We start from the raw sequence: 15135 nt of genomic DNA on the forward strand, positions 1-15135 counted from the left end.
CTTATTAAGATGCTTGTTTGAAATGTTTCGCAGCGATAGTCTCTACTGCATTTTCAAAGATGCTTAGTCCTTGATCTAGCTCTGATTCGCTGATGGTTAGTGGACAGAAGAACTTCACAACTTCATCGTCTGGACCCGCTGTCTCTATCACCATTCCATTCTCGAAACAGTTTTTCGCAATTTCAGATGCCATGTCACCATTGATACATTCAATACCAACCATCATGCCGCGGCCTTTTTTCTGCACAAACATTTGTGGAAAGCGACGAACACAACGGTCAATAACAGCACTTACCTTGTCTGAACACTGCTTGATGTGTGTTTCAAAATCATCGTTTGCCCAGTAAATTTCTAGTGCTTTTGCAGCAGTAATAAAGGCGTGATTATTGCCACGGAACGTACCGTTATGCTCGCCTGGCTTCCACTGGTCAAGCTCAGGCTTAAGTAATACGACAGCCATCGGCAAACCGTAACCACCGATCGACTTCGATAGCGTCACGATATCCGGTTGGATACCAGACGGCTCGAAACTAAAGAAAGTACCGGTACGTCCACAACCTGCTTGAATGTCATCGACAATCACAAGAATGTCATTGGCTTTACAGATTTTGCTCAAACGTTGTAACCACTCGTTTGAAGCAGCATTTAAACCACCTTCACCCTGCACAGTTTCAAGAAGTACAGCGGCTGGTTTATCCATACCTGCAGAGTTATCATTTAGCATGGTTTCGAACAGCGCGAGACCATCTACGCCAGCGTAACCTTCAAATGGAATACGAGTGACGTTACTTAGACTAGAACCGTTACCTTGTCTGTGATGCTGGTTACCCGTTGCAGCCAGTGCGCCAGCAGTACAACCATGGAAACCGTTAGTAAACGCAACGACGCTGTCGCGGCCTTTTACTTTTTTAGCCAGCTTCAATGCCGCCTCAACAGCGTTAGTGCCTGTTGGGCCCGTAAACTGAACCTTGTAATCCAAGTTTCTTGGTTTAAGGATGTAAGTATCCAACGCTTCCAGAAACGATGCTTTCGCTTCTGAGTGCATATCCAAACCGTGAGTAATACCGTCCATTTCAATGTACTCAAGCAACGCTTGTTTTAGTACTGGATTGTTATGGCCGTAATTTAGAGATCCCGCTCCAGCAAGGAAGTCTAAGTATCGTTCACCTTGTTCTGTTTCTAGCCAGCAGCCTTTCGCTTTACGAAAAACGACCGGGAAATTGTTTGAATATGAGCGTACGTTGGATTCCTGCTTTTTGAAAATATCCATGATGAGACCGTTTTTAATTCCTATTGTTTGAGGATTATTTGAGAGGAATGCGATACAAATATTCTGTATCGTGTTTGCCTTTAAAGTGGGCTTCTTCATCCAAAAATGTGCTTACTTGGCCAGAATTGCCGTTCATCGCATCTAACTTTTTGAACAGTGCCCAAGAGGCTTTATTATCTTCCGTGATGGTAGTTTCTACCGATTTAACACCGCCTAATTCCTCTCGGGTGAGAAGTTCTTTCAACATGCGGAATGCTAAACCATGACCTCTAAAGCGAGGTGAGACTGCAACTTGCCAGACAAATAAAACGTCTTGCTCGTCTGGTTTCTGATAACCGGAAATGAAACCTGCGATTTCGCCTTTTTGCTCAACCAAAATACTGGTTTTGCTGAAATGCGTAGACTGTAGGAAATTGCAATAAGATGAGTTCATGTCCAATGGAGGACAGTCTGCAATCAAGCTGTAAATGTCGTCACCATCAGAGATTTTAGGCTCACGAAAAATCCATTTTTTACTTGAGTCTTCTCCAATCTCTGGATAAAGGACCCAAGGTGCTGATGTGATCATGTGAAAATACATATCCTTTGAGGTCTAATTAAATTTCCTTTTTATTATGGGCATCCCTCGCGACTAAAAATCAAATAATCCGCCTTTTTATCGGTATTTTTGTGATGCAAATCACAAAAATAAACCTATTAACCAAAAGTTAAAATAGTTCGAGGTCTAATTTATTAAATAGTCACCTAAATGCGCAGTACAAAAAACAACCAGAATAAGACCATTTTCCATGCTGTTCATTTCTCAGAGAAAAATAGAAATCCAAAAAAAAGCGGCATGCTTTCGCATACCGCTTTTATCAATAATTTAACTGCTGATACTAGTTATTTTGATTTCTTAGAAACCGCCTTTGGACGAGGTTCATCCATCAAACCTTTTATCAAAGATACCGTTGCAACAAGCAAAACAATAGTAAATGGTAAACCAGTCGTCACCGCCATTGCTTGAGCAGCAGCTAGACCACCACCCAACATCAATGCAATCGCAACCAAACCTTCAAACGTACACCAGAACACGCGTTGTGGCGTTGGTGCATCGACCTTACCGCCCGCAGCAATAGTATCAATAACCAGTGATCCTGAGTCAGAAGAGGTAATGAAGAACACCACGACTAAGATAATGCCGACAAAAGATGTTATCTCAGCCAATGGCATAACATCTAACATGGCAAAAAGTTTTAAAGGTAGTTCTGCGTTAAACACCGCCTCGTAGCCATCATTAACGTATTGGCTAATTGCGTTACCGCCAAAAGCCGTCATCCATAACACACAAACTGAAGATGGGATAAGAATAACGCAAATAATAAACTCACGAACTGAACGACCGCGAGACACACGTGCGATGAACATACCCACAAATGGTGACCAAGAAATCCACCACGCCCAGTAAAACGCCGTCCAGCCTTGAGAGTAATTCACATCCTCTCGTCCAAATGGCATAGATAAGGCGGGGATATTAGCCACATAGGAAACGATGTTCTCGAAGAAACCAGTTAAAATCGCAATCGTCGGGCCAACAACAATAACAAATAGCAATAGCAGCGCTGCAAGACCCATGTTGATTTCAGATAAGATTTTCACGCCCTTATCGAGTCCAGCCACAACAGAGATTAAAGCGAGCGCAGTAATGCCAATAATCAATATAACCTGCGTGGTATTGGTCATTGGGACATCAAACAGGAAGTTCAAACCCGTAGCGGCTTGAGATGCACCGTAGCCTAGCGATGTTGCTAAACCAAAAACCGTCGCTACCACTGCAAGAATATCGATAATATGACCAGTCCAACCCCATACACGCTCACCAAACAAAGGGTAAAAAATTGAGCGCATGGTGAGTGGCAAACCTTTGTTAAATGAAAAGATAGCCAGTCCAAGAGCCAAGAGCGCGTATATTGACCACGGATGAAGTGCCCAGTGGTAAATCGTCGCAGCCATCCCTAATGCCGAAGCTGCAGTTGCATCGCCCTCTGCACCACCTAGCGGTGCCCAGTCAGTACGTACACCATTCTCAACGCTCACGCCACCAATCGCAGAACTAAAATGGGACATCGGTTCTGATACCCCGAAGAATACGAGACCAATGCCCATACCTGCAGCAAATAGCATTGCCAACCATCCGGCATAGGAGTAATCCGGTGTTGCTTCAGTACCACCGATTCGCACACGGCCCAATGGTGTGAAGATCAATCCGACACAGACAATGACAAAAATATTACCTGAAGCGAGAAAAAACCAGTCTAAATTGTGTAACAAACCCGCTCGTAGGTCTGCAAAAAACGGCTCTACCTGTTCTCGGAATAATAGTGTTATCACAACAAACATGACGATTGCTAAGCCAGAAATTGCAAAAACACGGTTGTGAATATCAAGGCCAAATGGGCCTACCTTTAGCGCAACGTTATCCTGACCAATTTGATAGTCAGTATCTATTGCGTTTACTTTTCCATCGGGGCGTTGAATGCCACCGTTATTATCGGTGCTCACGGATAATCTCCTTAAAAATACGTGACCAAGTTTAAATTACTTTCGTCGGAGTTCGAGTAATGAAACGTCTTCATCACTACCAAGCACATGTTCATAAAACATTGTTCTTATAAGCGGTTACTCAATCCGCCATCATAATCTTAAAGCCCCCTATCTCTCATTGCATTTTATTGTTTTCACCATAAATAACGCCTATTGCCAAACCGAAGATATTGGCATGTTTCGATTAAAGTGATACTGCAGTTGTGCTTGAAACAGCTCCGCAGTTGCTAACGCATCCGTCAGGGCATGGTGAGGTTGATAAGCAGGGAGGCCATATCTTTCACGAGCGTGCCCTAATCGTACAGAACCGGGTTTCTTGCCTTTCAACTTATTGATAAAACCTCTGCATTCACGGCGTTGTATCGCATACTCAATATCTAACGTATCAACAACAGGAAACTGTATCCCCTCTCCGATGCTATTTAGCAAGGCGTTATTAAAGAACTGCCTTTCAATGTTCTTGTAGTGAACAAGTACCACTTTGCCTGACAACGCATCCAATATTTCACCCAAGATCTGAGACAGCTGCGGCGCGTTTTTAACCTCAGAGTCAGTGATACCGTGAATAATGACAGACTCGTGGTTTAACTCTCTGTTTGGGTTAACGACCCAATGAGCAGAGCCATTACATTGAACACGATCAATAGTAAACGGCACAAGTCCGATCGTGAGAATGACATCCTCTTCCGAGTTCAATCCTGTTGTCTCAAAGTCTACCGAGACAAATGGCACTTGTTCAATTGGTGTTTCCCCATTAACCATCGGTGTCGAATAGTAGCGTTTGAGCCTCTCGTCTTTCGCTTCTTTAGCGAGTTGTTTGAAGAACATTGACCACTCTGGCGTCTGGGATGTATCCAACAACGGCTGTTCTTTTTCTACTTTTTTTGAGAACCACATCATTTGCTACTTCTCTGGTATCGAAACTTAATGAAGTTCTGTGCGTTACTTAGAATTTGAAATGCTGCTTTTAAGTTTCGACGTTCAAATTCAGACATGTTCTCCGGCTCAATATTGTTGTCTGGCTCTTCTCCATTTTCTATATCAAGGGCTTGGTGACGAATTCGAACCATGTAGATTAGCTCCATCGCATCCCTTAAATCCAAACCTCGACCTTTCGGTAAAATGCCAGCATCATTAATGTCATCTAAACGGTCGAAAGAGTTTTGCGATCGCGAACCGATTGCCAAAGAATGCACCCGTATTAAATCGGCCAACGGAGCCGTCCCCCTTCGCTTCAAGTTAATCGAGTTGCGATGACGACCATCTTTCTCCATCACAAAGTCTTTGAAAAAGCCCAGTGGAGGCGTCCTACGTATTGCGTTATACGCCATACAAGCAAGAAAGCGGTTGTTTCTTTTCGCTCGTCTCACAATAAAGCTGCTTAATTGCTCCGCCCATTTCACTCGCCCATGCACACCGAGGAGATCAAAAAAGATATTACTATTTAACAATCTCTCAGGGGTTGGATTGTCTATCCAGTTTCCAAAGCATTCTTCCCATTCTGCACGAGTTTTTCGCCATTCTGGGTTGGTAGCCATAATGTCTCCAGTACAATAAGCATAGCCGCATGCCGCTAAACCATCACAAACAAATTTAGCAAACTTTTCAAAGTACTCTCCGTGAATCTCAACGTCATAACTGTTATCGAGAATAAGCGCGTTATCTTGATCCGTTACAATTAGCTGCTCATCCCTCGCCATTGAACCCATTGCGACTAAACAATAAGGAATGGGCGCTGGGCCGAACTCTTGCTCAGCTAATTCAGCGAGGCGTTGTTTGAAACTACTGCCTATAACCGACATGGCTCGACCAATCATGTGCGCGTTGGCATCTTCATTGACCATTCTTACGAAACAGTCTTTTACTTGTTCAGAAACCTGCTTGAGATCCTCGACACTGGTTTGCTGAAAAATAGAGCTCACTAGCAATAGGCTGTTCTGAGATTCGTAACGAACGATGTCCGTCATACCAATAATTCCTATCGGCTTTTTATCTTTTAAAATTGGTAAATGATGCACGTTGTAACGCAACATGGTTAACATGGCCTCAAACACATAGGCGTTATAATCCAATGAAACCACGTCATAACTCATGACCTCACTCACTGGAATATTGGTATCAATACCCTGAGCTAGTACGCGAATGCAAAGATCGCGATCAGTCAATATTCCAAGCAGCTGTTCGTCATCTTCTTCTGTGAGCTCCTCTGTCGGGCGAATAATGAGCAGAGAGGTGACATTTTCCTCTGCCATTAGTATCGCAGCTTCCTGAATTGAAGCCGTTGCCTCCAGAGTTACTGGATCTCTTGCTAAGATTTTACGTGCCTTAGCGGTGGTAAAGTCATTGCTTTCGGAGCGGCTAGATATTGCGCTTCGCAAACGAGCGCTATCTTCCAGTTCCATGTAGTCCGCAAAGTTTTCAAACTCATCACAAAGTTCATTGAAGATGTTTTCCGGAATACAGTAAACGAGAGTGTCTTCTATCGCTTTGGCTGGCATCCGTACGCGGTTGTTCATCAACAACCCCATCTGACCAAACAGTCCACCAGCATCAATCCTGTTATAGAGTTCACCTTTACGTCGATAAATCTCTACCGCCCCACTTCTCACCATATACAAGTCGCGGATCGTATCTCCGAAGTTAAGGATTTTTGTTCCTTGCCGAAAGTATGCAACCTCGGCATTGAGAGCAATTTTTCTAAGCTGCTCTTCAGGTAGGTCATCAAAAGGTGGGTACTGGCTAATGAAATTGAGCACTTCTAACTGTTCGGCTTCCATTTTTTATTCCATACGTTGCCTAAACTACAGCGATAAATATCACCCTGAGTGAAATCAAGCAATAAATAAATCTAAGGATAACAGTACCTAACCGATTTCACAGGACCAAGCCTTAACCAAAAATTAGAGCTCTAACCTTTTATATGTAGAGTTCTAAGCTATCACAGCTTATATCTATGCAAGCGAGTTGAGTTGAAATGTACAAAAAAATTCAAAATAAATTCAACCCTACGTCAGGGCAACATCATGGCGAATAAAAACACATCTCAAGCAATTGTTTTAAATATAAAAATAAGAATTGAACATACCTTGCTCAACGAATTCTCTATGCACGGCAGAACTAGTTAACCAACCCCCTTTCGTTGAAAGTTGAACTAAAATTAATTAGAGTACAAATCGTTAAACAGTTATAAACACACGAAAAAGGACAGATAACATGGATCCCATACTGGAAGTTAAGGGACTGTATAAAGTGTTTGGAGAAGACCCAGAGAGAGCCTTCTCGCTTATCGACAAAGGCGTCGATAAAGACGGTATTTTTGAACAGACAGGTTTAACAGTCGGCGTAAACGATGTATCTCTCACCATAAATGAAGGGGAAATTTTCGTAATCATGGGCCTTTCTGGCTCCGGGAAATCCACCCTTGTTCGACTTCTTAACCGGCTCATTGAGCCGACTAAAGGTAGTGTTTATCTCAAAGGAAGAGATATCGCCCACATCTCCGAAAATGAACTTCGAGAAGTTCGTCGTAACAATATCTCAATGGTGTTTCAAAGTTTCGCACTCATGCCACACATGACGGTGATTGAAAATGCCGCCTTTGGTTTAGAACTTGCCGGCATCGACGTTAATGAGCGTCAGAAAAGTGCCCTTTCCGCCTTAGAAAGAGTGGGTTTAGACCCTTATGCAGAATCTTTCCCTGACGAATTATCCGGTGGTATGAAACAGCGCGTTGGTTTAGCGAGAGCGTTAGCTTGTGATCCTGACATCCTATTAATGGACGAGGCGTTTTCCGCTTTAGACCCATTGATCCGTTCTGAGATGCAAGATGAGCTTATTCGTCTACAGAACGATGACAAACGCACAATTGTCTTCATTTCTCATGATTTGGATGAAGCAATGCGCATTGGCGACCGCATCGCCATCATGCAAAACGGTGAGGTTGTTCAGGTTGGTACACCTGATGAAATATTACACAGTCCAGCAAATGATTATGTCGAAGCGTTTTTCCGCGGCGTAAACATCGCAAGTGTCTTGACAGCAAAAGATATCGCGCGCAAGAAGCCAGCGGCTGTTTTTAAGAAATCGGAAAATGACGGTCCAGGCTCTGCGATGCAGATTCTGATGGATCACGACCGTGATTACGGCATTGTCGTCGATAAATCTAGCCGATATTCCGGCATCGTATCTCTTGATTCACTACGTTTGGCTCATAAAGAAAACCGTTCGTTAGCCAGTGCTCAATTACCGGATGAAGTTACTCTTCAGCCTGATCAGTCAATTAATGACATTTTGGGTCTGGTTGCTGGTGTTCCTTATGCCGTGCCTGTCGTAGATGAGAAAGGAACTTACTTTGGTGTCGTGACTAAATCACGTCTTCTACAAACACTAGATAAGGATTAACACGATGTCTTCAGAGCAAACTAACAATGATCCCTGGTCAAATACTGCTCCTGCGCAAGATGATCCTTGGTCGCAAGGTACAGAGGCCGCACCAAGTAATGATTGGCTCAACTCAGAAACTGTAGAGCAAGCGCCATTCGATATTATGAACCCATTCCAAGATGCGGTTTTACCCCTCGATAGCTGGGTAGAGTCCGGTTTGAACTGGCTGGTGGAACATGGTCGACCTGTTTTCCAAGCAATACGAGTTCCAATCGACTTTATTCTAACGTCGTTTGAAACTGCTTTGGTGTCTACACCTGCGCCTATAATGGTACTCATTTTATTTTTGCTAGCGTGGCAGTTTTCCAATGTAAAACTTGGTTTTTCTACTCTTGTATCCCTTGTTTTCATTGGCCTAATTGGTGCGTGGTCACAAGCGATGACAACGCTAGCACTGGTGTTAACCGCCGTTTTCTTCTGTTTGCTTATAGGGCTACCAATGGGGATATGGTTGGCAAGGAGCCAAACCGCTGCCAAATTTGTTAGGCCAATATTAGATGCAATGCAAACGACTCCCGCGTTCGTTTACCTTGTACCAATTGTTATGTTGTTTGGTATTGGTAACGTTCCTGGCGTAGTAGTAACGATCATTTTCGCCCTGCCTCCCGTTGTGCGCCTGACTATTTTGGGTATTCAGCAAGTACCTGAAGAGCTTATCGAAGCTGGCCACTCTTTCGGGGCAAACAAAAAACAGATGCTTTATCGCATCCAGTTACCATTGGCGTTACCAACCATCATGGCAGGTGTAAACCAAACCTTAATGCTGTCACTTTCTATGGTAGTGATTGCTTCAATGATTGCTGTTGGCGGCTTAGGCCAAATGGTACTTCGTGGTATTGGCCGACTTGATATGGGTCTTGCTGCCGTTGGTGGCTTAGGCATCGTTATTCTTGCGATTTTGTTAGACCGTATCACCCAGGTGTTAGGGGTTAATGCGGGCAACACTAAACTTCGCTGGTATCACACAGGTCCTGTTTCATACCTATTAAAACTGAAAACAAAGACGAACCAAGACGATCTAAAACTTAGGAGAAACATCAATGAATAATTCATGGAAGAAAGCGCTCTCTGTTGGAGCTCTAAGTACTATCGCATTTTCAACTTATGGTGTGGCAAGTGAATTACCGGGTGAAGGTGTCACTGTTCAGCCTGTTCAATCAACCGTTGCAGAAGAAACATTTCAAACGTTGATCGTAAACCGCGCACTTGAAGAGCTTGGTTACGATGTTAAACCGACCAAAGAAGTGGACTACAACGTAGGCTACACCTCTATTGCTAAAGGTGATGCTACTTTCTTAGCGGTTGGTTGGTTCCCTCTTCACGCCGATAAGTACACGATGTCTGGCGGTGATGATAAGTTCTTCCGTAAAGGCCAATACGTAAGTGGTGCTGCGCAAGGTTATTTGATCGATAAGAAAACCGCGGAAAAATATAACATCACGAACATTGGTCAGTTAAAAGATCCAAAATTGGCGAAGCTATTCGATGCAAACGGCGATGGCAAAGCGGACTTAACTGGTTGTAACCCAGGTTGGGGTTGTGAAATGGTTGTTGAACATCAGTTGGATGCTTTCAAACTCCGTGACACAGTAACACACAACCAAGGTAACTACGCAGCGATTATCGCTGATACGATCTCACGTTACAAAAAAGGCGATCCGATTCTTTACTACACTTGGACACCGTACTGGGTAAGTGGCGTTTTAGTTCCAGGGAAAGATGTTGTGTGGTTAGAAGTGCCATTCTCTTCACTTCCTGGTGAGCGTAAGGACATTGATACGACACTAGAGAACGGTAAGAACTACGGCTTCGAGATGAACTCTATGCGCATCGTTGCCAATAAAGAGTTTACAGAAAACAACCCTGCTGCTGCAAAGCTGTTTGAAATCATCAAACTAAATATCAATGATGTTAGTGCTCAGAATATGATGATGAGCCAAGGTAAGAACAGCTCAGCGGACATCGAGTCTCATGTAAATGGCTGGATCAAAGCGAACCAGAAAAAGTTCGACGCATGGGTCGAAGAAGCGAAGAAAGCCGCAATGTAATCATGCCTTTATCAATCTCTAGAGCCAGTTGGTGTTATCAACTGGCTCTTTTTTTACACAAACGCCCCTCCCCCTTACATAGACATACCAACACTTACACTACTCGACCATAAACCCACATTATAATTCACGTTTATTTCACGCTTGCTTTGCTAAAAACAACACAACATAACAATTAAACTATTCGAATAAATATGAAAAACTTATCAAAGAGCTCTGTGTGGGGGCCTTTGCAGCCAATTGCTGCCTTTTCTTTGTTTTCGCTTCTATTTCTGTCTATCTCAAGAGTTTTGCTAGCTTTTTGGCAGATTGACCGTATTGACTCTCTAAACGACTTAATTTACATCCTAGGTCAAGGTTTGCGCGTAGATATTGCAACGCTTTGCTGGTTATTTATTCTTCCAGCACTGTTATCAACCTTCATGCCATTAACCGGTAAGATGGGAGAGTGTTGGAAGCGAATATTACGCATATGGATGGTTTTAGGGCTTTGGGTGCTTGTATACATGGAGCTAGCAACAGCGCCATTCATTCAGGAATACGACCTACGTCCAAACCGCCTGTTTGTGGAATACTTAATCTACCCAAAAGAAGTCTTGAGTATGCTCTGGACTGGCTACAAATTAGAACTGTTTATTGGTGCGTTAGGTACAGTTTTAACCATCACTTTAGGTTGGAAGTGGAGTAAGAAACTGACCGATAAGGCGCAGCAGGTCAACTGGAAATGGCGACCACTATTGGCACTTTTCGTTGTTCTTTTTGGGGTTGCAGGTGCTCGCTCATCTTTAGGGCACCGCCCGCTAAATCCTGCTATGGTCGCCTTTTCTAACGATCCACTGCTTAACGACTTAGCACTGAACTCATCTTACTCATTGTTGTTTGCGGTTAATAGCATGAAGTCAGAAAAGAGTGCTGAGCAGTTCTACGGAAAAATGGACACTCAAAAGATGTTGGAATTAGTTCGCACTTCATCAACAAAGTCCGACTTCACCCCTTCATTACTCCCAACCATGAACAGTAACCCCGCGACTTACCAGGGTAAACATAAAAACTTAGTGATTTTGCTACAAGAAAGCTTAGGCGCCCAATTTGTCGGTGCTTTGGGTGGTTTACCTCTAACACCAAACCTTGATGAACTCATGAAGGAAGGTTGGCAGTTCACACAAATGTACGCCACTGGTACTCGTTCTGTTCGTGGAATTGAAGCCGTAACCACGGGCTTTCCTCCATCTCCGTCTCGCGCGGTAGTGAAGCTGAGTAAAAGCCAAACGGGTTTCTTTACCATCGCGGACTTACTGAAAGCTCAAGGCTATCACACGCAATTTATTTACGGCGGTGAAGCCAACTTTGACAACATGAAAACTTTCTTCTTTGGTAACGGTTTTGATCAAATAGTAGAAGAAGACGATTATAACACCCCAAGCTTTGTTGGCTCTTGGGGTGTTAGTGATGAAGATCTATATAACAAAGCAAACGAAGAGTTTGAACGCCTTTCAAAAAGCGACAAACCTTTTTTTAGCTTAGTTTTTACGTCAAGTAATCATAGCCCTTATGAGTATCCAAAAGGCAAAATTGAGCCATACGATTCAGAATATATGACGCGTAACAACGCCGTTAAATATTCCGATTACGCTTTGGGTACTTTCTTTGAAAAGGCGAAAAAGTCATCTTATTGGGATGATACCATTTTCATTGTAATTGCAGATCATGATGCACGTGTTTCTGGCGCTAACCTTGTTCCAGTTAAGCACTTTCACATTCCAGCATTGATCCTTGGTAAAGGCATTCAACCACGTAAAGATGACCGCATAGCAAACAACATAGACATGCCGCCTACACTGTTATCTCTGATTGGGGTAGATGCTAAAACACCGATGATTGGTCGTGATTTAACGAAGCCACTGGCTCGCGAAGATGAACGCGCAATGATGCAATACGACAAAAACTTTGGTTATTTAACGCGCGACAATCTCGTTGTGCTTTCCCCTGGTGAAAAGATATCGACCCTGGCGTACGACTTTAAAGACCAAACCATGAAGCCGCTAGAGGTGGACGAGTCTATTATCGAGCGTGCAAAAGCAAACGCATTATTTGCATCTAAAGCGTATCAAAACAACTGGTATTCTTCCAAACACACTCATTAATACCAATGATTCCGCTGATAAAAAGGAGCTAAACGGCTCCTTTTTCTTAATCTGTCACTTACCTTCGAGAATGTTCTACTGACAACTCCTGTCGTTCCTTTCCGTTAGATTGCCCCTACTATTTCTAATTGATTAAGGAACAAACCATGCTGACTATCAATTCATTCGTTCTCTACGTTGAGGACATCCACATAAGCCAAGTTTTTTATTCGAAACTGTTCGAACGCAAAGTCACGCAGTTGTCTCCAACCTTCGCCGCTATTCCACTGACCGAAGGCTTAACGTTGACACTCAAGCAAAGAGATAATCTTTCACCCTACAGCGGAATTAGAGGTGGTGGCACCGAGTTGTCTTTATCGGTGCCCAATAGTCATATGCTAGAGCGCATTTACAAGCGCTGGAAAGACCTAGGTGTTGAGTTTGTTCAACCACCAGCGACATCAGTGTATGGGTTAAATTTTATGGCTATCGATCCAGATAAGCATCGCATTCGTGTTTTCATAAATGAATAAAAATGCGTTAAAAATGCTTTTTACCCATTCCCAATGTGACTTCAATAAATTAGACTCAAGGAAACATCAAAAGCGGCGTAGTAATAAGAAGGAATGCCCATGAGCTCAAGTATGATCCTTAGCGAATCCCTAATCGAGAGCGGAAGAGATATCCCCCTCAAAGAACTGCTTTATGCAAAGCGCGTGCTGGATAACTACATGGCAGTAGCCAAAGAAAGTAGCCCGCTTGAGCTATTAACTGAGATGAAATCGGCAGCAAAGCAAGTAGAATACTTTACAACGACGAGTAACCCGTGTGAGGCTCGTAATGTCATCAGTCAGATGATTGATAAAATCGACACCGCGGAATCTTTTGCTTCGTTCAAAGCATTAGCAGGTAAGCCATCTCAAGCACTCAATGAACTAATTGAAGATCGAGCTCAGCTGATTAAACACGAACGAGAGCTCCTGCTCGCCTCAGGCTATGACGCCTCACGAATCTAATATACGCGACAGGCTAAAAGTCATAGCTAACAACGAAAAAGGAGCTCTTAAAGAGCTCCTTTTGCTTTTCAAAACCGGATACAAAAGACTTAAAGGCCGATATCTTCCGTTATTGCTTTGATTTGTTTGAGGTCCATTTTATAGACTTCAATCATTTGATCGACCTGACTTAGTCGTGAATTAGCTTCATCATGTTTATCACACGCGTCCGACTTCACGTCCCAAGATTTGCCTTCTAAAAATACGTCACACTCTTTCTTGAGTTCCTCAATCTTAGGTAATAATTTCGACCGTTCTTTCTCGAGAGACTCTAATTCTTGCGAAATTTTTAGCTCTTTCTGGAATACTTCGCGGGACCGCTCAAACATAGTCGCTTGCATATCCGCTTGACGACTCAGCTTCTCATTTTCTGACTTCGTCGTGTTGATCTTATCTGCCTGCTGCTTCAATTGAGACTCTAGTGACAAGTTGACCTTCTCGACCTCAGTCAATTGCTTTTGCAACTTCTTAAGTGCTTTCTGGTGCGCTTCGTCTTTCGCGGCAAGTAACTCACTAACTTGGTTTTGTATTTCTTGGTCAAGCGCCTCTTCACGCACTTTTACTTGAGATGCCAACTGGGTTTTATCTTGCGTTAGTGCTTGATACTTTTCTTCTAATACGTGGTAAGTCGATTCCCACTTGTTCGCAGTGACAACCGATCCAACAAGGCCACCAAATGCCAAGCCTAACACCGCAGCGATTGCGATATAGATATGCGTACGTTTGTCACGCTCTTCAATGACAACTACGTCGTCTTGCTCTTCCATTTTGTTCTGAGAACTCACCGTATACTACTCCAAGGACTCTTTTACTTTGCTAGCGGATCAATTCCGCAAACATAATTGATGCTGTATAAATCAGAAATGCGCCAATTAATGTTATAACGGTCGCTTTTTGGACTTTTTCATTGGTTCGATAACGAAACAGCACAAATGCTACTGCAATCAACACCGCAATGGCTAATAATCTGGTCATACCGCCTCCTTGTCCACTCATGAAAAACTGCCTAGGTCCGTAGACTGTTTCACAAAGATTCATTGTAACCCATTTATACGTACCATAAGGTCAACTTAGCGTAGATTTTAAAATAAGTGCTCCGATTTTAATCAATTTTGTGTCCTTAATTGAATAACTTATGTCGTAACAATCGAAACACATTTATCGTTCTGAAGTGTTTTTGGGTTCCATTCCCTAACCCAATAAATTTTATTTATGCCGTGACTCGCACAAAAAGATTGGCAAACATACCTTCATGAAAATTGATGAGGTTATTTCATTGAAAATAAATTGACATAGGGTGTTGAAATGGACCAAAAACATGATAGAGTTCACACGTTAATGATGACCAGCATCATTAACTAACCTTTACTCATTTAATTGAGTAATTGTTCCGATGAAGACTGCAGGAGAGTGGTTATTAATCAAATTTTAACATTTGATTAGCATAACTCGCCGAAGAATTAACTATTTCAGGTGCTACCTAGGTAGCGGGGACTGTAGTTGGAGGAACCTCTGGAGAGAACCGTTAAATCGGTCGCCGAAGGAGCAAGTCTTGCACTCACGCAAGGTGAAACTCTCAGGCAAAAGGACAGAGGAGTGGAAAGTTACAACCT

The 15135-nt window shown here is 43.0% G+C and carries 13 protein-coding genes and 1 riboswitch; of the genes, 6 read left to right on the forward strand and 7 right to left on the reverse strand.

Annotated elements, in window-relative coordinates; translation table 11 throughout:
• Positions 1–4: 4 nt before the first annotated feature.
• From ectB to R7Q48_RS15090, 5 genes are all read right to left on the reverse strand, one after another.
• Positions 5–1270: a diaminobutyrate--2-oxoglutarate transaminase gene (gene ectB, locus R7Q48_RS15070; RefSeq protein WP_017820939.1), complete on the reverse strand. Its 1266-nt coding sequence runs from the start codon at positions 1268–1270 to the stop codon at positions 5–7.
• A 34-nt stretch (positions 1271–1304) separates the two neighbouring features.
• Complete coding sequence (ectA, locus tag R7Q48_RS15075; RefSeq protein ID WP_005393379.1) at positions 1305–1838, reverse strand: diaminobutyrate acetyltransferase; 534 nt, start codon at positions 1836–1838, stop codon at positions 1305–1307.
• Between the two features lie 314 nt (positions 1839–2152).
• Positions 2153–3811: a BCCT family transporter gene (locus R7Q48_RS15080; RefSeq protein ID WP_005377772.1), complete on the reverse strand. Its 1659-nt coding sequence runs from the start codon at positions 3809–3811 to the stop codon at positions 2153–2155.
• Between the two features lie 192 nt (positions 3812–4003).
• A complete protein-coding gene (locus tag R7Q48_RS15085; protein ID WP_258495731.1) occupies positions 4004–4753 on the reverse strand; it encodes a 3'-5' exonuclease in 750 nt (249 codons plus the stop codon).
• Positions 4750–6630 (reverse strand): DUF294 nucleotidyltransferase-like domain-containing protein, encoded by a 1881-nt coding sequence (locus R7Q48_RS15090; protein ID WP_005377775.1) that lies wholly within the window; start codon positions 6628–6630, stop codon positions 4750–4752. The genes R7Q48_RS15085 and R7Q48_RS15090 overlap by 4 nt, the downstream gene beginning before the upstream one ends.
• Before the next feature lie 436 nt (positions 6631–7066).
• Here R7Q48_RS15090 and proV point away from each other — a divergent pair, with 436 nt between their 5' ends.
• The 6 genes from proV to R7Q48_RS15120 all read left to right on the forward strand — a co-directional run bounded on the left by proV (position 7067) and on the right by R7Q48_RS15120 (position 13483).
• Positions 7067–8254, forward strand: a complete 1188-nt coding sequence (gene proV / locus R7Q48_RS15095; protein WP_005377777.1) for a glycine betaine/L-proline ABC transporter ATP-binding protein ProV — start codon at positions 7067–7069, stop codon at positions 8252–8254.
• Between the two features lie 4 nt (positions 8255–8258).
• A complete protein-coding gene (gene proW / locus R7Q48_RS15100) occupies positions 8259–9344 on the forward strand; it encodes a glycine betaine/L-proline ABC transporter permease ProW (protein WP_005377778.1) in 1086 nt (361 codons plus the stop codon).
• Complete coding sequence (gene proX, locus R7Q48_RS15105; protein ID WP_005385703.1) at positions 9337–10344, forward strand: glycine betaine/L-proline ABC transporter substrate-binding protein ProX; 1008 nt, start codon at positions 9337–9339, stop codon at positions 10342–10344. The genes proW and proX overlap by 8 nt, the downstream gene beginning before the upstream one ends.
• A 194-nt stretch (positions 10345–10538) precedes the next feature.
• Positions 10539–12488 (forward strand): LTA synthase family protein, encoded by a 1950-nt coding sequence (locus R7Q48_RS15110; protein WP_318132356.1) that lies wholly within the window; start codon positions 10539–10541, stop codon positions 12486–12488.
• A 146-nt stretch (positions 12489–12634) separates the two neighbouring features.
• Complete coding sequence (locus R7Q48_RS15115; protein WP_005377781.1) at positions 12635–13000, forward strand: VOC family protein; 366 nt, start codon at positions 12635–12637, stop codon at positions 12998–13000.
• A gap of 99 nt (positions 13001–13099) precedes the next feature.
• A complete protein-coding gene (locus R7Q48_RS15120) occupies positions 13100–13483 on the forward strand; it encodes a hypothetical protein (RefSeq protein ID WP_005377782.1) in 384 nt (127 codons plus the stop codon).
• Between the two features lie 89 nt (positions 13484–13572).
• Here R7Q48_RS15120 and R7Q48_RS15125 read toward each other — a convergent pair whose 3' ends face one another.
• On the reverse strand, positions 13573–14307 hold the full coding sequence (locus tag R7Q48_RS15125) for a chromosome partitioning protein ParA (RefSeq protein WP_318132357.1): 735 nt from the start codon (positions 14305–14307) through the stop codon (positions 13573–13575).
• A 31-nt stretch (positions 14308–14338) separates the two neighbouring features.
• Complete coding sequence (locus tag R7Q48_RS15130) at positions 14339–14497, reverse strand: hypothetical protein (protein WP_005377784.1); 159 nt, start codon at positions 14495–14497, stop codon at positions 14339–14341.
• A 527-nt stretch (positions 14498–15024) separates the two neighbouring features.
• Positions 15025–15124, forward strand: a riboswitch (glycine riboswitch).
• Positions 15125–15135: the final 11 nt, after the last annotated feature.

The sequence above is a fragment of the Vibrio sp. 378 genome (assembly GCF_033339435.1).

Bases quoted from the DNA above. Each gene is read 5' to 3' on its own strand.
- R7Q48_RS15090 (WP_005377775.1), bottom strand. From the start codon at position 6,630: ATGGAAGCCGAACAGTTAGAAGTGCTCAATTTCATTAGCCAGTACCCA.
- R7Q48_RS15085 (WP_258495731.1), bottom strand. From the start codon at position 4,753: ATGATGTGGTTCTCAAAAAAAGTAGAAAAAGAACAGCCGTTGTTGGAT.
- R7Q48_RS15130 (WP_005377784.1), bottom strand. From the start codon at position 14,497: ATGACCAGATTATTAGCCATTGCGGTGTTGATTGCAGTAGCATTTGTG.
- ectA (WP_005393379.1), bottom strand. From the start codon at position 1,838: ATGATCACATCAGCACCTTGGGTCCTTTATCCAGAGATTGGAGAAGAC.
- proW (WP_005377778.1), top strand. From the start codon at position 8,259: ATGTCTTCAGAGCAAACTAACAATGATCCCTGGTCAAATACTGCTCCT.
- ectB (WP_017820939.1), bottom strand. From the start codon at position 1,270: ATGGATATTTTCAAAAAGCAGGAATCCAACGTACGCTCATATTCAAAC.
- proV (WP_005377777.1), top strand. From the start codon at position 7,067: ATGGATCCCATACTGGAAGTTAAGGGACTGTATAAAGTGTTTGGAGAA.
- R7Q48_RS15115 (WP_005377781.1), top strand. From the start codon at position 12,635: ATGCTGACTATCAATTCATTCGTTCTCTACGTTGAGGACATCCACATA.
- R7Q48_RS15110 (WP_318132356.1), top strand. From the start codon at position 10,539: ATGAAAAACTTATCAAAGAGCTCTGTGTGGGGGCCTTTGCAGCCAATT.
- R7Q48_RS15120 (WP_005377782.1), top strand. From the start codon at position 13,100: ATGAGCTCAAGTATGATCCTTAGCGAATCCCTAATCGAGAGCGGAAGA.
- proX (WP_005385703.1), top strand. From the start codon at position 9,337: ATGAATAATTCATGGAAGAAAGCGCTCTCTGTTGGAGCTCTAAGTACT.